This window comes from Prosthecomicrobium sp. N25, from assembly GCF_037203705.1.
In the GTDB taxonomy this organism is placed as follows: Bacteria; Pseudomonadota; Alphaproteobacteria; order Rhizobiales; family Ancalomicrobiaceae; genus Prosthecodimorpha.
In genome coordinates, this window is record NZ_JBBCAT010000001.1 from 617053 (window position 1) to 640680 (window position 23628).

At 71.0% G+C, this 23628-nt stretch carries 20 protein-coding genes; 11 read left to right on the forward strand and 9 right to left on the reverse strand.

Annotated features, from left to right (window positions below):
* The 3 genes from cbiB to WBG79_RS02905 all read right to left on the reverse strand — a co-directional run bounded on the left by cbiB (position 1) and on the right by WBG79_RS02905 (position 4078).
* The gene (gene cbiB, locus WBG79_RS02895) at positions 1–978 is read right to left on the reverse strand and encodes an adenosylcobinamide-phosphate synthase CbiB (RefSeq protein ID WP_337355603.1); all 978 of its coding nucleotides are present in this window, start codon (positions 976–978) and stop codon (positions 1–3) included.
* A 106-nt stretch (positions 979–1084) separates the two neighbouring features.
* Complete coding sequence (locus WBG79_RS02900; RefSeq protein WP_337355604.1) at positions 1085–2797, reverse strand: sensor histidine kinase; 1713 nt, start codon at positions 2795–2797, stop codon at positions 1085–1087.
* Positions 2798–2920: 123 nt separating this feature from the next.
* On the reverse strand, positions 2921–4078 hold the full coding sequence (locus WBG79_RS02905; protein ID WP_337355605.1) for a citrate synthase: 1158 nt from the start codon (positions 4076–4078) through the stop codon (positions 2921–2923).
* Positions 4079–4154: 76 nt separating this feature from the next.
* On the opposite strand from WBG79_RS02905, the gene WBG79_RS02910 reads away from it, so the two are divergent.
* On the forward strand, positions 4155–5198 hold the full coding sequence (locus tag WBG79_RS02910; RefSeq protein ID WP_337355606.1) for a DUF2332 domain-containing protein: 1044 nt from the start codon (positions 4155–4157) through the stop codon (positions 5196–5198).
* 71 nt (positions 5199–5269) lie between these two features.
* Entirely contained in the window at positions 5270–5710 is a 441-nt protein-coding gene (locus tag WBG79_RS02915) for a hypothetical protein (protein ID WP_337355607.1), read from the forward strand.
* Between the two features lie 3 nt (positions 5711–5713).
* On the opposite strand, the gene WBG79_RS02920 is transcribed toward WBG79_RS02915, so the two are convergent.
* Genes WBG79_RS02920 through WBG79_RS02930 form a run of 3 tightly spaced genes read right to left on the reverse strand, consistent with a single transcriptional unit; the run spans position 5714 to position 8006 of the window.
* Positions 5714–6553: an NAD-dependent epimerase/dehydratase family protein gene (locus WBG79_RS02920; RefSeq protein ID WP_337355608.1), complete on the reverse strand. Its 840-nt coding sequence runs from the start codon at positions 6551–6553 to the stop codon at positions 5714–5716.
* A complete protein-coding gene (locus tag WBG79_RS02925; protein ID WP_337355609.1) occupies positions 6550–7275 on the reverse strand; it encodes a FadR/GntR family transcriptional regulator in 726 nt (241 codons plus the stop codon). Before WBG79_RS02925 ends, WBG79_RS02920 begins: the two co-directional genes overlap by 4 nt.
* A 17-nt stretch (positions 7276–7292) precedes the next feature.
* Complete coding sequence (locus tag WBG79_RS02930) at positions 7293–8006, reverse strand: ribonuclease activity regulator RraA (protein WP_337355610.1); 714 nt, start codon at positions 8004–8006, stop codon at positions 7293–7295.
* 330 nt (positions 8007–8336) lie between these two features.
* Between WBG79_RS02930 and WBG79_RS02935 the strand changes: the two genes are divergently transcribed.
* The 7 genes from WBG79_RS02935 to WBG79_RS02965 all read left to right on the forward strand — a co-directional run bounded on the left by WBG79_RS02935 (position 8337) and on the right by WBG79_RS02965 (position 17940).
* Positions 8337–10286: an ABC transporter substrate-binding protein gene (locus tag WBG79_RS02935; protein WP_337355611.1), complete on the forward strand. Its 1950-nt coding sequence runs from the start codon at positions 8337–8339 to the stop codon at positions 10284–10286.
* 255 nt (positions 10287–10541) lie between these two features.
* Positions 10542–11528, forward strand: a complete 987-nt coding sequence (locus WBG79_RS02940; RefSeq protein ID WP_337355612.1) for an ABC transporter permease — start codon at positions 10542–10544, stop codon at positions 11526–11528.
* A 10-nt stretch (positions 11529–11538) separates the two neighbouring features.
* Positions 11539–12654 (forward strand): ABC transporter permease, encoded by a 1116-nt coding sequence (locus WBG79_RS02945; RefSeq protein ID WP_337355613.1) that lies wholly within the window; start codon positions 11539–11541, stop codon positions 12652–12654.
* A 13-nt stretch (positions 12655–12667) separates the two neighbouring features.
* The gene (locus WBG79_RS02950; protein WP_337355614.1) at positions 12668–14395 is read left to right on the forward strand and encodes an ABC transporter ATP-binding protein; all 1728 of its coding nucleotides are present in this window, start codon (positions 12668–12670) and stop codon (positions 14393–14395) included.
* Positions 14396–14535: 140 nt separating this feature from the next.
* Positions 14536–15762 (forward strand): mandelate racemase/muconate lactonizing enzyme family protein, encoded by a 1227-nt coding sequence (locus WBG79_RS02955; protein WP_337355615.1) that lies wholly within the window; start codon positions 14536–14538, stop codon positions 15760–15762.
* Positions 15763–15771: 9 nt separating this feature from the next.
* Positions 15772–16959 carry a mandelate racemase/muconate lactonizing enzyme family protein gene (locus WBG79_RS02960; protein ID WP_337355616.1) on the forward strand — a complete coding sequence of 396 codons (1188 nt, stop codon included), beginning with the start codon at positions 15772–15774 and terminating at the stop codon, positions 16957–16959.
* A 12-nt stretch (positions 16960–16971) separates the two neighbouring features.
* Positions 16972–17940, forward strand: coding sequence for an alpha/beta hydrolase (locus WBG79_RS02965; protein WP_337355617.1), 969 nt, complete (start codon positions 16972–16974; stop codon positions 17938–17940).
* Between the two features lie 80 nt (positions 17941–18020).
* On the opposite strand, the gene WBG79_RS02970 is transcribed toward WBG79_RS02965, so the two are convergent.
* Positions 18021–18908: an SMP-30/gluconolactonase/LRE family protein gene (locus WBG79_RS02970; RefSeq protein ID WP_337355618.1), complete on the reverse strand. Its 888-nt coding sequence runs from the start codon at positions 18906–18908 to the stop codon at positions 18021–18023.
* Between the two features lie 121 nt (positions 18909–19029).
* Here WBG79_RS02970 and WBG79_RS02975 point away from each other — a divergent pair, with 121 nt between their 5' ends.
* Both WBG79_RS02975 and araD read left to right on the forward strand, forming a co-directional pair.
* Positions 19030–19950, forward strand: coding sequence for a dihydrodipicolinate synthase family protein (locus WBG79_RS02975; protein ID WP_337355619.1), 921 nt, complete (start codon positions 19030–19032; stop codon positions 19948–19950).
* 11 nt (positions 19951–19961) lie between these two features.
* Complete coding sequence (gene araD, locus WBG79_RS02980) at positions 19962–21686, forward strand: L-arabinonate dehydratase (RefSeq protein ID WP_337355620.1); 1725 nt, start codon at positions 19962–19964, stop codon at positions 21684–21686.
* Between the two features lie 25 nt (positions 21687–21711).
* Here araD and WBG79_RS02985 read toward each other — a convergent pair whose 3' ends face one another.
* Both WBG79_RS02985 and WBG79_RS02990 read right to left on the reverse strand, forming a co-directional pair.
* A complete protein-coding gene (locus WBG79_RS02985) occupies positions 21712–22824 on the reverse strand; it encodes an ABC-type transport auxiliary lipoprotein family protein (protein WP_337355621.1) in 1113 nt (370 codons plus the stop codon).
* 9 nt (positions 22825–22833) lie between these two features.
* On the reverse strand, positions 22834–23628 hold the full coding sequence (locus tag WBG79_RS02990) for an ABC transporter ATP-binding protein (RefSeq protein WP_337355622.1): 795 nt from the start codon (positions 23626–23628) through the stop codon (positions 22834–22836).

The window sequence follows — 23628 nt, forward strand, 5'->3', positions numbered from 1 at the left end:
TCAGGCCGCCGCCAGCGCCAAGGCCGCCACGGCGACGAACTGGATCGCCAGGGCCCGACGGTAGAGGCCGAGCGCGCGGCGGATGTCGGCGGCCGTGGCCTCCCGCCGCCCATCGCCCATGAAGGCGTCGTCGACGAGCGTGTCGCCGTAGACCCGCGGGCCGGCCAGCTTGAGCCCGAGGGCCCCCGCCATGGCGGCCTCCGGCCAGCCGGCATTCGGCGACCGGTGCCGCCCGGCGTCGCGCCGCACGGCCCGCACGGCTTCGCGCGCCGAAGCGCCCTCCGTGATCGCAGCGGCGACGACGAGCCACAGGGCCGCGAGCCGGGAGGCCGGCAGGTTGACCAGGTCGTCGAAGCGCGCGGCGGCCCAGCCGAACGCCGCGTGGCGCGGGGTCCGGTGCCCGATCATGCTGTCCGCCGTGTTGGCCGCCTTGTAGAGCGCCGCCCCCGGCAGCCCGCCCGCCGCCATCCAGAAGGCCGGGGCGACGATGCCGTCCGAGAAGTTCTCCGCGAGGCTTTCGATCGCGGCACGGGCCACCCCCGCCTCGTCCAGCACGGCCGGGTTCCGCCCGACGATCAGGGAGACCGCCGCCCGGCCCTCGTCGAGCGAACGCTCCAGCCCTGCCGCGACCGCCCGCACGTGGTCGTCGAGGCTGCGCTGAGCCAGGAGCGACGAGGCCGCGAGCGCGATCACCACGAGCCCGGGCAGACCGGGCGCCAGCGCCATGACGCCGCGTTCCACACCCGCCGCCACTCCGCCCGCCACACCGAGGACGACGGCGAGCGCCAGGACTCCGGCCGCGCGCCGGGCTGCCGGTCGCGAGGTCTCGCGGTTGAGGCTCCGGTCGAGCCGCGCGATGAGCGCCCCGATCCAAGTCACCGGGTGCCCGATGCGCGCGAAGAGGCCGCCCGGATAGCCGGCGGCCGCCTCGATGCCGAGCGCCAGCGCGGTCAGGACCAGTGTCGCGTCGAGCCCCATGCGCCCCCCGGGGCCGGCCGCGGCACGAGGCGCCGCGCTCCGATCCCTCCCGCCCGGCCGACGGGCCGGGCTCCGGGCGTCCGCATAGCAGAGGCCGCGCCGGCGGTCACCCGGCCCGCGCGGTTCCTGCCGTCGAGGCGAGAACGGCGAGCTCCACCTCGGCCGGCGGCCTGGGCACGAAGGTCACGGCGAATTCCGTCTCGCCGGCGATCGAGGAGACCTCCAGGCGCCCTTCGAGCTGCCGCATCATCGCGTTGACCATCTGCATGCCGAAGCCGCGCCGGTCGTCGGCGCGGAAGTCCGGCGGCAGGCTGCCCCGGTTGCGCACGGCGAGGCGGCAGCCCTCGGAGGACCGGCCCAGCTTGACCGTGATGGCCGACCCCGGCCCGCCGTGCTTGATCGCGTTGGTGACGAGCTCGTTGACCACGAGCGCCAGGGACATCGCCTGCTCGGGCACGAGCACGACCGGGTCCGCGTCGACGCGGCAGGTTTCGCCGTCCGGCATCAGCGAGCGCGACAGGTCCTGGCAGAGCTCGCGCACGAAGCCGGTGAAGTCGACCGTCTCGATGCCGCCGGCCGTGTGCATGCGCCGGTAGGCGAGCGCCACCGAGTTGATGCGCCCGACCGCCACGTCGAACTGCCGGCGCGCGGTCGGGTCGGTGACCGAGCGCGACTGTAGCTTGAACAGGCTCGCGATGGTCTGGAGGCTGTTCATGATGCGGTGGTTCAACTCGCGGAGGAGCACGTCCTTGTGCTCTAGGGCGGCCTGGAGGTCGTTCGCCAGCGCGTCGAAGGCGGCGCCGAGCTGCCCGAACTCGGTGTCCCCGCGCGCGCCGCTCCGCACCGAGAGGTCCCCGGCCCGCCACCGCTCGGTGAGCGCGATCAGGTCCGAGACCGGACGCCGGATCAGCCGCCGTCCGACGAACCAGGCGAAGAAGAGAGCCAGCAGCGTCGCGGCGGCCGCCGCCGCGATGTCCCGGAAGGTCGCCGCGTCCAGCGCCGCGAAGGCCGCCGAGCGGCTGTAGCCGACCCCCACGTAGAGGCCGCCCGGCCCGAGGCTCGGCGGCACGTAGCCGACGATCCGGCGGACGCCGTCGAGCGGCGAGACGGCGTCGAAGGTCCCCGGCTCCCGCGCCTCGTGGGTCGCCGCCCAAAGGTCGGCCGGGAACGGCTTGCCCACGAAGCGCTCCTGGTCGGGCAGGCGCACCAGCATGGTGCCGCCGGCATCCGCGATCGAGAAGGCCCTGTCGCTGTTCCAGGCCGGGCCGTCGAGCTGGCGCGCGAGCCAGTCGAGGCTGAGCGCGATGAAGACCACCCCGACCGTCTGTCCCTCGGCGTCCCGATAGGGATGCGCCATGTGGATCACGTGAGTCCGGGTCTGACGTCCATACGCGTAGGTCCCGACCGCGAAGTCCTGGCCCTCCAGCGCCCGGCGGAAGTAGCCCCGGTCCGAGATCGCCGGCAACTCCCCGTCCGCCGGCGTGCGGTGCGACGCGCAGGTCACCCGCCCGGTCTTGTCGGCCACCCCGATCGCCTCGAACCCGTCGTGGGCGGACCGCACGGCCGCAAGCGTCGACACGCAGGCGGCCGGTTCGCCGCTGCGGACCTCGTCGATCTCCGCGAGGGTCTTGAGCACGAGCCGGATGCCGTCGAACAGACGGGCCTGCTCGCCCGCGAGGCGCTCGGCCTGCTGCATGACGCTCGCCCTCACCTCGGCTTCCCGCGCGCGCCGCAGGTCAAACTGGTTCAGCGCCTGCATGCCCACCACCGGCAGAAGCGTCAGTCCGCCCAGCACCGCCAGGCGCACGCCGAGGCTCATGGCCTTCCCCCTCCGCCGGCCCGCCGCGCGCCGACCTCACATCCATTTTACAATATACAACCTGGAAGCCCTTCCGCGAATCCCCCTTGCCGTACCAACAGCCCTGCGGGGCGGGGATTTTTCTCAGTCGGGGAGCGGCCCGACGTAGCGGGCGCGCGGCCTGATCAGCGCCGCGTCCCCCGCCTGCTCGATCACGTGGCCGATCCACCCTGCCGTGCGGCCGATCGCGAACAGCGCGAGCGGCGCCGCGGCCGGCAGGCCCGCCGCCCGGGCGATCGTGACTAGGCCGAAATCGACGTTCGGGAAGAGCCCGGTCAGGCGCCGGGCGGAGGCGACCACGGCCTCGGCCAGCCGCACCGCGGGCGCATCGGGGGCGAGCCGCCGCGCGGCGCGGAGCAGCACGCCGGCCCGGGGATCCGCCTCGCGGTAGAGCGGATGGCCGAAGCCGTGCAGGTCCTCCCCGCGCCGCAGCCGAGCCGCGAGCGCCGCCTCGGCGTCCTCCGGTCCGGCGATGCCGTCCAGCATGGCCGCGACGCGCTCGGCCATCCCGCCGTGGCGGGGACCGTCCAGGCACGCGAGGCCGGCCGACACCGCCCGCCAGGGCGACGCCCCCGTCGAGGCCGCCACCCGCACCGCGAAGGTCGATGCGGCGAGCTCGTGGTCCGCGGTGGCGATCAGGGCCGCCCGGATCGCGGGCTCGGCCGAGACGCGCCCCCAACCCGCCGCCAGCCCCGCCGAGATCGAGCCCGGCGCCGCCACCGAGCCCGAGACCGTCGCGGTGAGCTGCCGCAGGATGCGCGCGCCGGTCCGCGCGATCGCGCCGGGACCTTTCGCGAAGCCGGCCGGATCGCGGTCGGAGGCGACCGTCAGGTCGACGATCAGCCGTGACGCCAGGCTCGCCTCCGGGGGCGCCGCGAGGACCGGCACGAACGCCGTGTCGGCGAACGGATCCGCATCACCGACGCCCCAGAGGAGGGCCGCGACCGTCTCGAAGCGCGCCTCGGCGGCCAGCCGCTCGAGGTCGATGCCGCGGTAGTGGAGCCGATCGGCCTGGATGAGGGTGAGGGCGGTCTCGATGGAGGGCGCTCCGGCCTCCCCGGCCGCGGGCCCCGCGGCGGCCCGTCCCCGGAGCGCCCGCACGTCGGCCGCGTCATAGCCCCGGAGCCGCGTCCCGGGCTGCGCCTGCGAACGGACGAGACCGCGGCTCACATAGGCGTAGAGCGACGCCACGCTGATCCCGAGTTCGGCCGCCGCCTCGCGGGCGGTGAGGAGCTGTCTCATCTTGACGATAGGAATCAAGATTGATCATGCCGTCAAGCCGTCCATCCTGGCTTCGTCCCGGTAGAGGAGGCCCGCCATGACGGACGAACGGATCCGGAAGGACTTCGAGGAACAGGCGGCCTGGTGCGACCGGCTCGGCTCGCCCTTCACGGCCGCGGTGATGCGTGCCGCCGCCGCAGCCCTGGACCGGTCGACCCAGACCGGCCGCGCCATCCTGGACTGGCCGGGGGCGGCCGGAGCCCTGGCGGACTCGGTGCCCCTCCGCCTCGGCGGCGCCCTGCACGGCCTCGTCCGTGCCGGCCGGCTGCCGCGCCTCGCCCCGCTCTACCCGCCGAACCCGATGCCCGATGCCGACGGCCTCGCCGCCGCCCTCGGGGCGACGCTCGCGGAGGCCGACGCCGAGATCCGCCCCTGGATCGACCGCCCGCCGCAGACCAACGAGGTCGGCCGCTCGGCCGCCCTTTATGCCGGCCTCGTCACGGTGGCGGGCCTGACCGGCCTGCCTCTCGCCGTCCACGAGGTCGGCGCCAGCGCGGGCCTCAACCTCAACCTCGACCGCTACGCCTACGACCTCGGCGGTCGTCTCTTCGGCGACCCCGCGTCGCCCGTGCGCCTCCGCCCCGAATGGCGGGGCGCCGCTCCCGAAGGCCCGGATCCCCTCGTCGTGAGCCGCCGCGGCTGCGACCTCACCCCCATCCGCATCGCCGATCCTGAGGAGCGCCGGCGCCTCGCCGCCTATGTCTGGCCCGACCAGCCCGAGCGCCTCGCCCGGCTCGAGGCCGCCCTCGCGGTCGCGGCCCGCCACCCGCCCGAGGTGGACGCCATGGATGCCGCCGCCTGGGTCCGGGCCCGTCTCGGGGCCGCCCCCCAGCCCGGCGTCGCCCGCGTCCTGCAGCACTCGATCGCCTTCCAGTATTTTCCGGCCGACGGGCAGGCGGCCATCACGGCCCACATGGAGGCGCTCGGCGCCTCTGCCCGTGCCGACACGCCGCTCGCCTGGATCGCCTACGAGATGGAGGAGGGCGTCCCCACCCTGACCTTGCGCCTCTGGCCGGGCGGGACCCTCCGCCGTCTGGCGGTCGGCAACGCCCATGTCAGCCGCCTCGACTGGCAGGGCTGAGGCCCGGGTGCCCGTCCCGCATTGACCGCGGCCCCGAACCGACCCACGCTGAGGGGTAGGGGAGGGGAGCGATGGACAGGGACTGGCGCGCGGAAATCCGGTCGGAACTCCGCCGGGAGAACTGGTCCTTGCGCGGCGTGAACCGGGTCGTGAAGGTCGTGCCGCTCGACCGCGGCCCGCAGGACGACGTCGGCGGCTACATCACGCTCGCCCGCTTCCTGTCCGGCCTCACGCCGGCCGAGATCGAGACGTCGTTGGGTCTCCCGGACCGTTTCCTGGCCAGCGGGGCCGCCCTCTACGGCCTGAGGCGCCTGCCCAACCCGACCGAGTACACTTACGAACTCACCGCGAAGCATCCCGATGGCCTCGCCTACAATCCCGCCCACGGCGATCCGCGCTACGGGCCCGGAAGCGACGCCATCCAGCAATGGCAGATCCGCGACGGGGCGCGCATCCCCTTCGACCCGACGTCCGTGGTGCGCCTGCTGCCGGGCCAGCGCTTCGTGCCCTGAGGCCTAGACGCCCTGCCGCCGGCGCACGACCCCATCGTGGCCCCACATGCAGAACATGGCGCCCTGGAAGTGGTCCTCGATGGCCGGCATCTCGCTCGCCCGCGGCTCCTGCGCGCCCGGGGCGGCGAAGTCGGCCGGCACGTCCTGCGGCCGGTAGCCGAGGCGCTCGGCCGTCGAGTTGTCGTACCAGGTCGTGCCGCTCGCGCCGATTCCCCACACGGTGTGGCAGTCGATCTCCGGGTGGTCGAGGCCGATGAAGACGAGCTGCGCGAGGTCGCGCGGGCTGATCCAGATCAGCAGGCTGCGCGGATTGGTCGGCCGCTCCTGCGCGTTGCCGATCCGGATGGCGAGCGTCCGGATCCCGCACTTCTCGAAATAGAGCCCGGCGGTCAGCTCGCCCCAGCACTTCGACAGGCCGTAGAGCCCGTCCGGCCGCATCGGATCCTCGGGCCGCACCGTCGCCGAGCGCGGGTAGAAGCCGGTGGCGTGATTGCTGGAGCCGTAGACCACGCGTTCCACGCCGGCCCGCCGAGCCGCCTCGTAGAGGTTGCTGGTGCCGACCACGTTGATCGCCAGAATGCTCTCGAATTCGCCGTCGCGCGGGAATCCCGCGAGGTGGATGACCGACCGCGCCCCCGCCAGGGCCGCTGTCAACGCCTCCAGGTCCGTGATGTCCGTCCTCGACCACCGCTCGCCGGGCCGAAGCTCGCCCGGGTCCGCCAGGTCGAGAAGGACGAGGTCGTCGATACCGCCCTTCACGAGTTCCGGACGCAGAGCGCGCGCCACGTTGCCCGCGCCGCCCGTCAGGACGACCCGGCCCCGGGCATTCCCCGGCTTGGTCATTCGTCGACTCCCTCGAACATCCGGCGCCGGGCGTTCAGCACATGGGTCTCCATGGCCCGGCGCGCGCCGTCCGCGTCGCGCCGCCGGATCGCCTCGTAGATCGCCACGTGCTCGTCCTGAACGGTGCGGATGCGCGCCTCGGTGCGCATCAGGCTCAGGTTCCGGGTGACGCTCATCCCGATCGCGATGTGAGGCCTCAGCGAGCGCTGCACCGAGACGTGGTACTGGTTGCGAGTCGCCTCCGCGATGGCCTCGTGGAAGCGGTTGTCCTCCTCCGCACCGAGCACGCCCCGCTGCAGGCAGTCCTCGAGCGAGTCCAGCGCACCCTTGACCGCGGCGAGGTGCTCGTCCTGCCAGCGGATGGCGGCGAGCGCGGCGGCCGCCGGCTCGAGGCCGGCCCGGAACTCGAAGCAGCGCTGCACGTCGGCGAGCGAGCCGACCGGCGTGAACTTCAGGACCGCCATGTCGGGGCGCCGCGTCACGTAGGAGCCCGAGCCCTTGCGTGAGACGATGACCCCGTCCTCGCGTAGCCGCGCCAGCGCCTCGCGCACCACCGGCCGCGACGCCCCGAAGCGGACCGACAGCTCCGCCTCAGAGGGCAGCCGGCTGTTCAGCGCGAAATCGCCATTGGCGATGAACTGCACGATGGCGTCGTAGACGGTGCCGGAGAGTCGCGCCGGCGCCCCGTCGTCCCGCGTCAGGATGTCGGCGACCTGGCTCATCGTCCCTCGTTCCCGTCTCAGCGTCCGCGCGCCGCCCGCCAGGCCGCGAATTCGGCCTTGGCCTCGGGTCCCGGCGGATAGATGCCGAAGATCCCGCGGCCGCCCATGACCTGCTCCTGCACGAAGTCCTCGAACACCGTCTGCTCGAAGGCCTCGTCGGCGACCGCCTCGGCGATCTCGCCCGGGACGATCACCACGCCCTCGCCGTCGCCGACGACGATGTCGCCCGGATAGACGGGAACGTCGCCGCAGCCGATCGGGACATTGAGGTCCATGGCGTGGTGACGGATCAGGTTCGTCGGGGCCGCCGGGGCGACATGGTAGACGGGAAAGGGCAGTTCCGCGATGTCGGGGCTGTCGCGGAAGCCGCCGTCGGAGACGATCCCCGCCACGCCGCGCTTGTACATGCGGGCGACCAGGATGCCGCCCGCCGACGCCGCCCGGTGGTCCTTGCGGCTGTCGATGACGAGCACATGCCCGGGCGGGCACTCCTCGACGGCGCGCCGCTGCGGGTGTCCGCGGTCCTCGAACACGCCGGGATGGTCGAGATCCTCGCGCGAGGGGATGTAGCGCAGCGTATAGGCCGGCCCGACGAGCCGCGGCGCGCCCGGGTTGATCAGCTTGAGGTCCGAGATGAACACATTGCGGAAGCCCCGCTTCAGGAGCACGGTCGTGAGCGTCGCGGTCGACACGGCGGCGAACTTGGCGCGGGTCTCTTCGGTGAACGGCATGCCGGTGCATCCCTCCAGGGCCGGTTGGTCCGGCGAGTTGTTCTGACCTGTCAGGCGCCCCGCCCGCACGAGCAGACCCCGAAGAGCCGGCGCGGCGGGCCGCGGCTCCTCGCTGCACTGCAAAGAAGCGCCTGAATTTCTTGTGCGTTGCGGCAATCCGGCCATGCCGGGACGCCGCAGACCCTCAGGGCCGCAGAAGGCCATTGCTGTCCGAACTTGTCAATACTTGTAATTCGCCGGCACGTGGTCTACAGCTTCCCCCCATGTCGCCGCGCCGGGCATCCAACGACCCGGCGACCGAACACACGCCCCGCTGATGGGAGGGAACCCATGCAGGAAGACATCATGCGCCGTCCCGGCCTCGTGCGCCGCTCGATCCTGAAAGGCATGGCCGGCATGGCCGCGCTGCCGCTCGCCGGTCGCGCCGCCTTCGCGCAGGCCGGCAAGGCCGAGGCGCCGGAACTGGCCAAGCTCGCGGCCGAAGGCAAGCTGCCGAAGCTGGCCGACCGCCTCCCGGCCAACCCGCTGGTCGTCGAGCCCTTCTCCAAGGTGGGCGCCTATGGCGGCTCGCTCCGGCGCGGCTTGCGCGGTTCGTCCGACCACAACGGCATCCTCCGCATGGTCGGCAACCAGGGCCTCGTGCGCTGGAACCTGCAGTTCACGGAAGTGCGCCCGAACGTTGCCGAGAAGTGGGACGTCAACGCCGATGCCACCGAGTTCACCTTCTACCTGCGCAAGGGCATGAAGTGGTCGGACGGCAAGCCCTTCACGGCCGACGACATCCTCTTCTCGATCAACGACTGCGTGCTCAACACGGACCTCTACAAGTCCGCGCCCTCCCAGCTCTCCATCGGCGGCGCGCCGGCGGTCGTCACCAAGGTCGACGACACCACCGTCAAGTTCACCTTCAAGCAGCCCTACGCGCTGTTCCTCGAGCAGCTCGCCACGCCGCTCGGCCAGCATCCGACCCTCTTCCCGAAGCACTACGGCATGCAGTTCGTGCCGAAGTACAACCCGAACGTCGCCGACCTCGTGAAGGCCGCGAACGTCTCCGGCTGGCCGGACCTCTTCCGCGCCAAGATGGGCGACATCGAGATCCCGTCGCGCTGGGGCAACCCGGACAAGCCGACCCTCGATCCCTGGGTCGTCACCGAGCCCTACGTGGGCGGCGCCACGCGCGTGGTGATGAAGCGCAACCCCTACTTCTGGCAGGTCGACACGGCGGGCAACCAGCTCCCCTACATCGATCAGCTCACCTTCGGCATCAGCCAGGACGTCGAATCCCTCATGCTGGACGTGGTCTCCGGCAAGATCGACATCCAGGACCGGCACGTGAACTCGCTGCCGAACAAGCCGACGCTGGCCAAGAACCGGGAGAAGGGCGGCTACCGCCTGCTCGAGCTGGAGCCCTCGGGCGCCCAGCAGTGCCAGATCTACCTGAACATGACCCACAAGGATCCCGCCATGCGGGCCATGTTCGCCAACAAGGAGTTCCGCAAGGCGCTCTCGCTCGGCATCGACCGCAAGGAGATCATCGAGCTCGTCTATCTCGGCCAGTCCGAGCCCTACCAGGCCGGTCCGCGCCCGAGCCATCCCTGGTACCACGAGAAGCTCGCCCGCCAGAACACCCAGCTCGACAAGGCCCAGGCGAACGCCATCCTGGACAAGATCGGCTACGACAAGAAGGGCGGCGACGGCTTCCGCCTGCGTCCGGACGGCCAGAAGGTCTTCTTCGCCATCGACGTCATCCCGACCCTCTACCCGGACCTGGTCGACACGCTCGAACTGGTCAAGCGCCACTGGGCGGCCATCGGCGTCGACGTGAAAGTCAACACGATCGAGCGGACCCTCTACTACACCCGCGGCGACGCCAACGATCACGACGCGGCCGTCTGGCCGGGCCCCGGCGGCCTCGACCCGATGTTCGACCCGCGCGACTTCTTCGCCCAGCACCCGCAGGGTTCGCGCTACGCGATCCCCTGGACGCTCTGGTACGTGTCGAACGGCAAGGACGGCCAGGAGCCGCCGGAAAGCCAGAAGAAGCGCATGAAGCTCTTCGACGACGCCCGCGCGACGGCCGACCTCGCCAAGCGCGGCGCGATCATGAAGCAGATCTTCGACATCTGCGCCGACGAGTTCGAGACCATCGGGGTCTGCCTGGCGGTCAACACCTTCGGGGTGGTCAAGAACAACCTGCAGAACGTGCCGCCGAAGACGCCGGACAGCTGGTCCTGGCCGAATCCCGGCCCGGCCATGCCGCAGCAGTTCTTCTTCACCTGATCCGAGGGTCGCTCCAGCGTGGGAGCCGGGAGGGCAGGCCCTCCCGCCCTTCTTCCGGCCGAGGCTGACCGCCCCGGCCGGACCGGGAGGCCCCGTGCCTTCCCCTTGCGGCGAGCCGCGCCCCCGACGGGGCCAGCCCTTCCCGTCGCGTCGCCGGCGCCGCGGTGCCGAGGCGAGCACGCCGGGACTTCGAACTGCCCACGCCGGGTCGGTGACCCGGCAACCGGACCCTTCGAGACCGCCTGAAGGCCCACGATGCTCAAGTTCATCCTCAAGCGCCTGGCCTGGATGATCCCGTCGCTGCTGGCGGTGTCCTTCCTGGCCTTCGTGCTCATCCAGCTGCCGCCCGGCGACTTCGTGACGAGCTACGTGGCGACCCTCGCGGCCTCCAACGAGATCGTCGACCAGAACACCGCCCGCGACCTGCGCGAGCGCTTCGGCCTCGACCAGCCGATGTTCGTCCAGTACGTCAAGTGGATCTGGGGCATCGTCACCCGCGGCGACTTCGGCATCTCTTTCGAGTGGCAGCAGCCCGTCTCCGGACTGATCTGGGAGCGCATGGCGCTGACCCTGATCCTCACCGTCTCGACCCTGATCGCGACCTGGGCCATCGCGCTGCCGATCGGCGTCTACTCGGCGGTCCGCAAGTATTCCATCGGCGACTATCTCTTCACCCTGCTGAGCTTCCTCGGCCTCGCCATCCCGTCCTTCCTGCTCGCGCTCGTGCTGATGTACGTCGCCGCCGTGCATTTCGGCCAGGACGTCGGCGGCCTCTTCTCCGAGGAGTTCCAGAACGCGCCCTGGTCCTGGGCGAAGACCGTCGACCTTATCCACCACCTCTGGATCCCGGTGATCATCCTGGCCGTCTCGGGCACCGCGAGCCTGATCCGCGTCATGCGCGCCAACATGCTGGACGAGATCCACAAGCCCTACGTGGTGACCGCCCGTGCCAAGGGCCTCTCCGAGTTCCGTCTCCTGGTGAAGTATCCGGTCCGCCTCGCCCTCAATCCCTTCATCTCGACCATCGCCTGGCTGCTGCCGAACCTCGTGTCCGGTTCCATCGTGGTCGCCATCGTCCTGAACCTGCCGACCGCAGCGCCGCTCCTGCTCCAGTCCCTGATGGCGCAGGACATGTACCTGGCCGGCGCCTTCGTGCTCCTGATCTGCGGCCTGACCCTCGTCGGCTCGCTCGTCAGCGACATCCTGCTCGCGCTCGTCGACCCGCGCATTCGGCTCGAGTGAGGAGGCCTCCATGACCGACGTCACCGTTGCCGAAGTCCCCGCCTCCCGCCTCGCGGTCGCCTCCCAGTGGTCGCTGATCTGGTGGGCCTTCCGCCGCCACAAGCTCGCGATGGTCGCCCTCTTCGTGACGATCGCGCTCTATATCGTTGCGGCCGTCCCGGGATTCTTCGCCATCAACGACCCGAACCAGCAGAACGCCCGCGCCGGCTACCAGCCGCCGCAGGCCATCCACTTCTTCCACGAGGGCAGCTTCGTCGGCCCCTACTTCCACCCCTCCAAGCTGACCCGCGACCCGGAGACGCTCGAGCCCATCTTCGTCGCCGACACGACGAGGCGCGTGCCGCTCGTCTTCTTCGGCGAAGGCTATACCTGGTCCTTCCTGGGCCTCTTCGCATCGAAGCTCCACCTGGTCGCCACCTCCGACGCCGCCTCGCCCTTCTTCCCGATCGGCACCGACCGGCTCGGCCGCTGCGTCTGGAGCCGCATCGCGCAAGGCGCGCAGATCTCGCTGTCCCTCGGCCTCGTCGGCGTGTTCCTGTCCCTGGCGATCGGCATCGTGCTCGGCGGCATCTCGGGCTACTACGGCGGCAAGACCGACTTCGCCATCCAGCGCGTGATCGAGTTCGTCCTCGCCCTGCCGACGATCCCGATCTGGCTCGCCATGGCGGCCGCCCTGCCCCAGGACTGGCCGGCCACTACCCAGTACCTCATGATCACCATCATCCTGTCGCTGACCGGCTGGGCCCAGCTCGCCCGCGTCGTGCGCGGCCGCTTCCTGTCGCTGAGGACCGAGGAGTTCGTCTCCGCCGCCCGGCTCGACGGTTGCTCGGAGGGGCGGATCATCTTCCGCCACATGCTGCCGAGCTTCGCGTCCCACATCATCGCGTCGATCACGCTCGCGATCCCGGCGATGATCCTGGCCGAGACCGCGCTCTCCTTCCTGGGCCTCGGGCTTCAGCCGCCGACCATTTCCTGGGGCGTGCTCCTGCGCGAGGCGCAGAACATCCGCTCGATCGCGACCGCTCCCTGGCTCTTCGCGCCCGGCGCCGCGGTGGTGGTCGCCGTCATGGCGTTGAACCTCCTCGGCGACGGCCTGCGCGACGCGGCCGACCCCTACAACAAGTGACGGGACGGGACCCATGCAGCAGCCGAAGCCCCGCCCGAACCTGACCGTCGCCAGCCCGCGCCCGGTCCTCGAGGTCAAGAACCTCGTCACCCACTTCGCCGTGCGCAACGGCACCGTGAAGGCCGTCGACGGCGTATCCTTCAAGGTCGAGCGCGGCAAGACCCTCTGCGTGGTTGGCGAGTCCGGTTCGGGCAAGAGCGTGACTGCCCGTTCCATCCTGCAGATCGTCGACGCCCCGGGCCGGATCGAGGACGGCGAGATCATCCTGTCCCGCGCCGACGGATCGAGCGTCGACCTCGCCCGGCTCGATCCGCGCGGGCGCGAGATCCGCGCCGTCCGTGGCCGGGACATCGCCATGATTTTCCAGGAGCCGATGTCGTCGCTGTCGCCCGTCCACACCGTCGGCGACCAGATCGTCGAGGTGCTGCGCCTCCACCTCGGCATGTCCAAGAAGGCCGCCCGCGAGCGCGCCGTCGACCTCCTGCGCCAGGTCGAGATTCCCAACCCCGACAAGGCCATCGACCGCTACACCTTCGAGTTTTCCGGCGGCATGCGCCAGCGCGCCATGATCGCCATGGCGCTTGCCTGCGAGCCGCTGCTCCTCATCGCCGACGAGCCGACCACAGCACTCGACGTGACGACCCAGGCCGAGATCCTCGACCTCATCAAGCGCCTGCAGAAGTCCCACGGCATGGCCGTGATGTTCATCACCCACGACATGGGCGTGGTCGCCGAGATCGCCGACGACGTGCTGGTCATGCACTACGGCAAGGTCAAGGAATATGCCGACGTGGAGACCATCTTCCACGCGCCGCAGGACCCCTACACGAAGATGCTGATCGGCTCGGTGCTGAAGCTCGAGTCGAAGGCAGAGATCCGCCTCGCCCGCCCGCCGATCCCGGCCGACCGCCCCCCCGTCATCGAGGTCCGCGACCTCGCCATGCATTTCGGCGCCACCAAGGCGGTCGACGGCGTCTCCCTGTCGGTCCGCCCCGGCGAGACCCTCGGCATCGTCGGCGAATCCGGGTCCGGCAAGACCACCATGGGCCGCTGCCTCGTCCGCCTCTACGACCCGACCGAGGGCGTCATCACGTATCGCCGCCCCGACGGCGCGCAGCTCGACCTCGCCAAGGCGACCGGCGAGGAGCTGAAGCAGATGCGCCGCGAGGTCCGGATGATCTTCCAGGACCCCTTCGGCTCGCTCAATCCGCGCATGACCGTCGCCCAGGTGATCGGTGAGCCGCTCCTCGTCAACGGCATCGCCAAGGGCCGCGAGCTCGACGACCGCGTCGCCCATCTGATGGAACAGGTCGGCCTCGACCCGTCCTGGCGCGAACGCTACCCGCACGCCTTCTCGGGCGGCCAGCGCCAGCGCATCGGAATCGCACGCGCCATCGCGCTGAAACCGCGCGTCATCGTCGCCGACGAAGCCACGTCGGCCCTCGACGTGTCACTGCGCTTCCAGGTCCTCGACCTGCTGATGAGGCTCCAGGACGAGCTGAACCTCGCCTATGTCTTCATCAGCCACGACATCGGCGTCATCCGCTACATGTGCGACCGCGTCGCCGTCATGTACCGGGGCCGCCTCGTCGAGGTCGGCGAGGCCGAGCAGGTCTGCGACCGCCCGGTCCACGACTACACCAAGGCCCTGATCTCCGCGATCCCACGCCCCGACCCCCGCCATCGCTCCATCCACGCCCGCGTCCGCTACACCGGCCCGGGCGCCGCGAAGAGCGCATGAGGTCCGCGATGCCGCGCGGTCCCGGCGAGACATCTTCCGGCGCCCGGCGTGCCCGGGGCCGGGCGGACGCCCGGACCTGGAACCCGGGCCGACCAGACCGTCGCCATGCCTGAGCCTTCGATCCTCCCCGGAGCGCCACGATGAAGATCACCGAGATCCGTACCTTCCTCATGCATGCCGGCCAGCCGGACCCCGAGAAGTGGGCCTCCGACGGCAATTCCGGCAACCGGACCGACCTCAACAAGCTGTCGGGCTACCGCAACTGGCTCTTCGTCAAGGTCTACACCGACGCCGGGATCACAGGCATCGGCGAGTGCTCCGGCTGGCCGCGCGTGATCGAGACGGCCGTGAAGGACATGAGCGCGATCCTGGTCGGCGAGGATCCGACCCACATCGAGCGGCTCTGGCAGAAGATGCAGATCGCCATGATGGGCCACGGCATGCTCGGCACGGTCGGGGCCGGCGCCATGACGGGCATCGACATGGCGCTCTGGGACATCAAGGGCAAGGCGCTCGGCACCCCCGTCTGGAACCTGCTCGGCGGCAAGGTGCGCGACAAGGTCCGCATCTACACCCACGCCAACTCCGCCCGCATCGCGCTCTCCGCCAAGGAGCGCGGCATCATGACCATCAAGTGCGGCGGCGTGTCCGACCCCGTCCGCAAGGTTGCGATGCTGCGCGAGGCGGTCGGCGACGAGATGGACATCGCCATCGACCTGCACGGGCCCCCGTGGATGACCCCAGCCGACGCCGCCCGCCTCGCCCGCGCCCTCGAGCCCTACAATCTCCTCTGGATCGAGGACCCGATCGCGCCCGAGAACCTCGACGGCTACCGCCGCATCCGCGACTCCGCCCACGTGCCGCTGGCCGCCGGTGAGCGTATGGCGACCATCTTCGGGGAGCGCGAACTGATCGAGAACGACCTCGTCGACGTGCTCCAGCCCGACACCGGCCGCGCCGGCGGCATCACCCAGATGAAGAAGATCGCCGCCATGGCGGAGGCCCATCACATCATGATGGCCCCCCATTCCGGCTCGCTCGGCCCGGTCGCCGAATACGCCGCCCTGCACCTGATGGCCTCGATCCCCAACGCCCTCATCCTGGAGCGCATCGAGGACGACTGGCCGGGCCGCTACGAGACGATCGTGCCCCATCCGAAACAGGAGAACGGCTGGATCACCGTCCCGGACGCCCCCGGCCTCGGCTGCGACATCGACGAGGCCTTCGTGGCCCGCTTCCCCTCCGAGGGCAACCTCATGGTGCCGGTGACCGAGAAGGGCCAGAGCTACGCGGCGGGCACCTTCCGCGAGCACGTCTACACCCAGACCCGCCTCCGCCGCGGGGTCTATTTCGATGCCTCCAAGTGAGCCGGTGACATGAAGATCGATCGCATGCGGGTCTACATGACCCGCGACAAGGACCGCCCGCGCGTCGTCGTGGCGCTCGACACCGACGACGGCCTGACCGGCTGGGGCGAGTGCTACAACCACGGCCCCGACAAGGCCCTGCCGCCGCTGCTCGACTACCTGATGGGCTTCATCCAGGGCCAGGACCCGACCCGCGTCGACTTCCTGGTCAACTTGATGGTCCAGCAGTGCCGCTTTCCGCCGGGCGCCCTCGGGCTCGCGGCGATCTCCGCCATCGACCACTGCCTCTGGGACATCTCCGCCAAGGCCCTCGGGGTCCCCGTCTACCGGCTCCTCGGCGGCGCCGTGCGCGACCGTGTCCGGGTCTATTCCGGCGTCTACACCGCGCCCGATCCCGACAAGGCCCGCGACGAACTCGACCGGCTCAACGCCGACTGGGGCGTCACCGCCTTCAAGCTCTCGCCCTGGCGCATCGACATCCACGCCCATCGCTGGGGTGAGGTGGTGCGCACCAGCGCGGAGTATTTCCGTCAGCTGCGCGAGACGATCCGCGCCGACTACGACATCGCCTTCGACGCCCATGCCAAGATCTTCGAGCCGATCCAGGCCGTCCAGCTCGGCAACGCGCTCGCCCCCTACGACCCCATGTTCTTCGAGGAACCGCTGCGGCCGGAGAACATCGAGGTCTGGGGCGACCTGAAGAAGCAGTTGGTTTGCCGGCTCGCGACCGGCGAATCCCTCTACAGCCGCTTCGAGTTCCTCCGGCTTCTAAATGCGCGAGGCGCCGACATCGTCCAGCCGGACATCTGCGTGGTCGGCGGCGTCACCGAGATGCGCCGGATCGCGGCGCTCGCCGAGGCCCACTATGTCTCCGTCGCCCCGCACAACCCGATGGGGCCGCTGGCGACGGCCGTGAACGTCCACTTCTCCGCGGCCCAGCAGAACTTCCTGGTGCTCGAGTACCGCCTGCCGACCGGCCCCGTCTACGCCTACGGCGGCAACGACCTCGTCGCCAAGATCGACGCGGCCAAGTACGTCGCCGACCCCTACCTGCCCAAGGACGGCTACCTCGACCTCCGGCCGGAGCGACCCGGCTGGGGCGTGGAGATGGACATGGAGGTCCTCGCGCGCGACGACTACGTGCACTGGCAGCGCCGGGTGCCGAAGCGCCCAGACGGTTCCTACGCCTTCGCCTAAGGGAGAGACCCGATGCCGCTCCGAGACGACGTGCAAGCGATGATGAGGGATATCGCCGCCTGGCAGCAGGCGAACGCCGTCCCGCCCCGGGCTGAGCAGACGGTCGCCGACATGCGGTCGATCTATTCGCGCCAGGCCGAACTCCGCGAGACCGACGCGGTCCCGACGGTCGCCGAGGAGCGCGACGCCACCGCCGAGACCCGAGCCGGCCACCGCCGCGTCCGGGTCTTCACGCCCGACGCTCCCGGGCCCCTGCCGGTGGTCGTCTACGTCCATGGCGGCGGCTACGTGATCGGCGGCATCGACGAGACGGCCGCAGAGGCCCGCCGGCTGGCCGCCGGCATCCCCGCCCAGGTCGTCTCGATCTCCTACCGCCTCGCGCCCGAGCATCCCTGGCCGGCGGCCATCGAGGACGTCGAGGACCAGATCTCCGACATCGCCGCGGGCTATGTGGACGGCGTACCCAGGGGGCCGCTGGCGGTGGCCGGAACCAGCGCGGGCGCCGGCCTGGCGGTCGCCGCCACGCTCCGCCTCATAGAGCGGAAGCGCTGCCCCGTGGCGCTCCTGGCACTGATGAGCCCCTGCCTGGACCTCACCCTGTCCAGCCCCTCCGTGGACCTCTACGGCACCGGCTACCAGCTCGAGCGCGCCTCCATGGAGCGCTTCGCCGAGCTCTACGTGCCCGCCGGCATGGACCGGGCCCACCCGGACCTGTCGCCCGCCCGGCACCCGGTGCCGGACCGCTTCCCGCCGACGATCCTCTTCGCCGCCGAATGTGATCCGCTCGCCGACGATGCCGCGCTCTTCGCCCGCCGGCTGGCCGAGGCCGGCATCCGCTACCGCCTGCGCCACGTCCAGGGGGTCACGCACGGCTTCAACAACTGGTTCGGCCGCCTGCCCTCGACCGCCGCCGACCTGGACCTGCTGCACAAGGCCATCGCCGAGGAGGCCGCGCGCTTCACCGGTCCCGAGGTCGGGTGATGGCGGGTCGGCACGGCCAGCCGGCGCTGACGCCCGCCCCCCGCCGCGCGGGGGCGGGAAGGGGGGCGTGCCGTCCCCCCTCAGAGCCCCGGCAGGCGCTCGCCGAAGCGCGCGATCGGCGCCCCCGCCACGTCGGACGCCAGCGCCACCAGCGTGCCCGCGACCTTGGTGCCGGTCCGGTCGGTCGTGAGGGACGTGACATAGAGCGTCTTCAGGTCCTTGCCGCCGAAGCAGGGCATGGTCGGCGCCGGCATCGGCATGACGAGCTTGCGCTCGAGCGTGCCGTCCGGCGCGATCCGGTTGAGGCAGCCCGCCGAGACCCCGGCCGACCAGTAGAAGCCCTCCGCGTCGCAGGCCGCTCCGTCCGGCCGCCCGTCCTCGTTTTCCAGCACGCAGACCTGGCGCCGGTTGGAGACGCCGCCGTTGGCGAGGTCGTACGCGAAGGTCTCGACCCACTTCTGGCTGGAGTCCGAGTGCCACAGGGTCCGCCCGTCCGGCGACCATGCGAGCCCGTTCGAAACCGTGAGCCCGTCCAGGATCTTCTGGAAACGGCCGTCGGCCTCCACCCGATACAGCGCCGCCATCGGCTGCCGCTCCGGGCGGTCGTCCATCGTCCCGACCCAGAAGCGTCCGTCCGGGGCGACCTTTCCGTCGTTGTAGCGGTTGGTCGGCCGGTCGGGCTCCGGGTGGCACAGGAGATCGAGGCTGCGCCGGGCGAAGTCGTAGATGTGGATCCCGTGCTTCAGCGCGACCACGGCCTTGCCGCCGGCCATCAGCCCGAAGCTGCCGATCGCGCTCGGCATGTCGTGCCGCTCGAGCTTCAGCGTGGCGGGGTCGAGCCGGAACAGCGCCGGCGCCGGGATGTCGACGAAGAGCAGCGTGCCCGTCTCCTCGTCCCAGGTCGGCCCCTCGCCGCAGCCGAGCGGCAGGTCGATCAGCGGCGTCACGGTCGGATGCTCGATCTTCATGGACTGCTCCTCGCAGGGCCCGCCCGGTCTTCGCGTCGCCGGCTCGCCCCCCGGCGGCCTAGCCGATTTCCAAAGCCGGGCCAAGGCCTGCGCCCGCCCCCTTTCGAGAAGGACCCGAGCCATGACCCCCGTTGAGATCCGCGCCGCCCTCGGCGGCATTTCCGGCGTGCACGTCACGCCCTACGACGCCGAGGGCGCCGTCGACCGGGCCCTGCTGGCGCGGGTGGTCGACCGCATCGCCGCCGGGGGGATCCACAATATCGTGTCGGCCGGCAACACCGGCGAGTTCTACGCCCTGACCCCCGACGAGGTCCGCCTCGTGCACGACGGCTGCATCGCCGCGAACGCCGGCCGCGCCATGGTCACCGCCGGGGTCGGCCGGTCGCTGAAGGAGGCCGTCGAACTCGGCCGCCGTGCGGCCGCCGGCGGCGCCGACGCCGTCATGGTCCACCAGCCGCTCGACCCCTTCGCGGCCCCGCAGTCCCAGGCGGCCTATTTTGAGGCGGTGGCCGACGCCCTGACGATCCCGGTCGTCGCCTACGTCCGCTCCGACGCCATGAGCCTGAAGCTCCTCGCCGGCCTCGCCGAGCACCCCAACATCGCCGCGGTTAAATTCGCCACGCCGAACCTCATGCTGCTGGCGGAATGCGTGCGGGCTGCATCCGAGACGTCGGCTCTCTGGGTCTGCGGCCTCGCCGAGGGCTGGGCCGGCCCGTTCTACGCGGTCGGCGCCCGCGGCTTCACCTCGGGGCTCGTCAATGTCGACCCGGCCCGCTCGCTCGCCATCTGGCGCGCGCTGGAGGAGGGCAGGGCGGCCAACGCGCGCGCCCTCGTCGACACCATCGCGCTCTTCGAGAGCCTGCGCACCCGCTATGGGAATGGCGCCAACGTCACGGTCGTCAAGGCCGCGCTGGAGCGGCAGGGCTACCCGGTCGGCCCCGTGCGCCTGCCCGGCCTGCCCCGCCTGGACCCGGCCGACGCCGACGCTCTCGCCACGATCCTGGACGCCTGGGCCCGCGACGGCCTGCGCACCGCCGCCTGAAGGACCCGAGCATGACCCGCAAGACCCCCGAGACCCTGCGCAGCCACCGTTGGTTCGGCGCCACCGACCTGCGCTCCTTCGGCCACCGCTCGCGCACCCTGCAGATGGGCTACCGATACGAGGACTTCGCCCGCAAGCCCGTCATCGCGCTGATCAACACCTGGAGCGACCTCAACCCCTGCCACACCCACCTGCGCACCCGCGCCGAAGAGGTCAAGCGCGGCATCTGGGCGGCGGGCGGCTTCCCCGTCGAACTGCCGGCGATCTCCCTCTCCGAGAGCATGGTCAAGCCGACCACCATGCTCTACCGCAACTTCCTCGCCATGGAGACCGAGGAACTGCTGCGCTCCCACCCGGTCGACGGGGCCGTCCTGCTCGGCGGCTGCGACAAGACCACGCCAGGCCTGCTGATGGGCGCGATCTCCATGGACCTGCCGGCGATCTTCCTGCCCGCCGGCCCGATGCTGCGCGGCAACTGGGGCGGCCGCGTCCTCGGCTCGGGCTCCGACGTCTGGAAATACTGGGCCGACAAGGAGGCCGGCACCATCACGGAGGCCGACTGGCGCGAGATGGAGTCCGGCATCGCCCGCTCCTTCGGCACCTGCATGACCATGGGCACCGCCTCCACGATGGCCGGCATCGTCGAGGCCATGGGCATGATGCTGCCCGGCGCCGGGTCGATCCCGGCCGCCGACAGCGCCCATTCCCGCATGGCGACCGCCTGCGGCGAGCGCATCGTCCAGATGGTCTGGGACGACCTGACCCCGAAGCGCATCCTCACCGCCGGCTCCTTCCACAACGCCATCGTGGCCCTGATGGCCATGGCCGGGTCGACCAACGGCATCGTCCACGTCCTCGCCATGGCGCGCCGCGCCGGCGTGGACCTGACGCTCGACGACTTCGAGCGCCTGTCGAACGCGGTCGGCGTCATCGCCAACCTGCGCCCCTCCGGCGAGTTCCTGATGGAGGACTTCCACTATGCGGGCGGCTTCGCGGCTTTCTTCAAGACCCTGGCGCCGGTCCTGAAGAACGGCGAGATGACCGTCACGGGCCGGACCCTCGGCGAGAATTTCGCCGACGCCAAGGTCTGGAACGACGACGTCATCCGCCCCCTCGACCGCCCGATCGCGGCCGGCGGCGGTATCGCGGTCCTGCGCGGCAACATCGCCCCGGACGGCTGCATCATCAAGCCGACCGCGGCCGAGCCGCGCCTCCTGAAGCACCGCGGTCCGGCGCTCGTCTTCGACAGCTACGACGAGATGCTGAAGGCCGTGAACGACGAGACCCTGGACTGCTCGCCCGACAGCGTGATGGTGCTCCGCAACGCCGGTCCGGTCGGCGGCCCCGGCATGCCCGAATGGGGCATGCTGCCTATCCCCAGGAAGCTCCTGAAGCAGGGCGTCCGCGACCTCGTGCGCATCTCCGACGCGCGCATGAGCGGCACCAGCTACGGCGCCTGCATCCTGCACGTTGCGCCCGAGGCCTATGTGGGCGGTCCGCTCGCCGCCGTCCGCACCGGCGACATCGTCGCGGTCGACGTCGAGGCCCGGTCCATCCGACTGGAGATCTCCGACGCGGAGCTCGCCGCGCGCCTCGCCGCCTACGTGCCGAAGACGCGGCCGGAGCCGCGTGGCTGGGTCCGGCTCCACGCCGCCCACGTCACCCAGGCCGACAAGGGCTGCGACTACGATTTCCTGGAAGGCACCGAGCCGCTGCCCGAACCGGAGATCCACTGACGTCCGGAACGCGCCGGCGCGGCCCTCACTCCGCCTCCGACGTCCAGCGGACCAGCTCCGTCGCCGCCTTGCCGAAGGCGGCGTCGAGCGCCCGGGCCGCGGAGGCGGAGTCCGCGCCCGCCACCGGGGCCGTTTGCTTGAAGAGGCGCGCGGCCTTGATCTTGCCGTCGGAATCGAGGAGCCGCGCCGCGAACTCCACCAGAGCCGTCTTGTCCGGCTGCGAGACCTGGAAGTTCCGGATGTCGAGCGAGAGCTGGACCTCCGCGGACCCGAGATCGCTCGGTCGCGAGACGCTGTCGATCTGGCCGGCGTTCTCGAAGCTCTGGATGACCTTCGCCTGCAGCATCTTGGGGATCGAGTCGCTCCACTGGCCCTCTTCCAGCGGCGTGCGCTCCCCGGCCTGCGGGCTGACCAGAACCTTCTGGGTGTCGAACACCACGAGCGCGGTCGGCTCGGCGACCGTCACCTTGCCGGCCGGCGCCTTGACGGGCGGATCGAAGGAGGCCGGGGCCGTCAGGTCGTAGACCACGGGCGGCTTCTTGGCGCTGCTGCCGACCATGCGCTCCAGGCCCGCCGCGATGTTGTCGAGCCGTTCCGAGTTGCGCGCGAGCGCCTCCGCGAAGGTGCCGAACTTGACGATGGCGTTGTTCAGTGGCTCAGCGTTCTCGGCCAGGATCAGGTCGAGCTTCTTGAGCGCGCTACCGGCCGACCGCGTCAGCGTCTCCGTGGCGTTCGGGTCGGCGTCGAGCAGCGGCGGCCGTCCGGCCTGCCCGACGGCGAGCGGGCCCGTGCCGCCGCTGAGCAGGATGGAGGGCGAGCCCATCAGCCCTTGCGTCTCCACCGCGATCTGCGTGTCGGTGTGGATCGGCGTCCCCCGGTTGACCGAGACCGTAGCCTGCACGCGCGAGCTGTCCTCCGGGACGAGGCTGAGATCGAGCACCTCGCCTACACGGATCCCGTTGAAGAGCACAGATGACCCCGGCCTGAGCCCCGAGACCGATCCGGCGAAGCGGATCTGGTAGACCGACTGTTCGCCCAGCCCGCCCGTCGTGTGCATCCAGAACACGAACAGGAAGGCCGCGCCAATGACTGCCAGCGTGAAGGCCCCGATGATCCCGTATCGCGCGTCCGTTTCCATCGTCGAGCCTCAGGCCGGCTGTGTTGCGTGGGGGCGCCCCAGGCCATGCGCCCGCTCACTGCGGAAGTAGGATCGAACCCAGGGATGCTCGCAGGCGAGCATGGTGTCCAGGGTTCCGATGGCCACGATCCGGCCGCCGGCCAGCGCCGCGATGCGGTCCGAGACCTTCGCGAGGCTGTCGAGATCGTGCGTCACCATGAAGACCGTCAGTCCCAGCGTCCGCTGGAGCTGCCGGATCAGCATGTCGAACTCCGTGGCGGCGATCGGGTCGAGCCCCGAGGTGGGCTCGTCCAGGAAGACGATCTCCGGGTCGAGCGCCAGCGCCCGCGCCAGGGCCACCCGCTTGATCATGCCGCCCGAGAGCTCGGACGGGAACTTGCCGGCATCGTCCGGACCGAGCCCGACCATCTCCAGCTTGGCGGAGGCCACCTCGCGCATGAGCCGGTCCGACAGGTCGAGATATTCGCGCATCGGAAACTGGATGTTCTCGAGCACGGTCAGCGACGAAAACAGCGCCCCGTGCTGGAACAGCACGCCCCAGCGCCGCTCCAGGGCCCTGTGCCCCTCCCTATCGGCGGCGTCGTCCACGTCGACGCCCAGGATCTCGATCCGCCCCTTCCGTTTCGGGACGAGGCCGATCATGGTCCTGAGCAGCACGGACTTGCCGCCGCCCGACGCGCCCACGAGCCCAAGGATCTCCCCGCGCCGGACCTCCAGGTCGAGCCCGTCGAGCACCGTGCGCGGTCCGAAGCCGACCGTCAGCCCTTCGACGCTGATCGCGAGTCCGTCGGTCCGGAGGGCCAT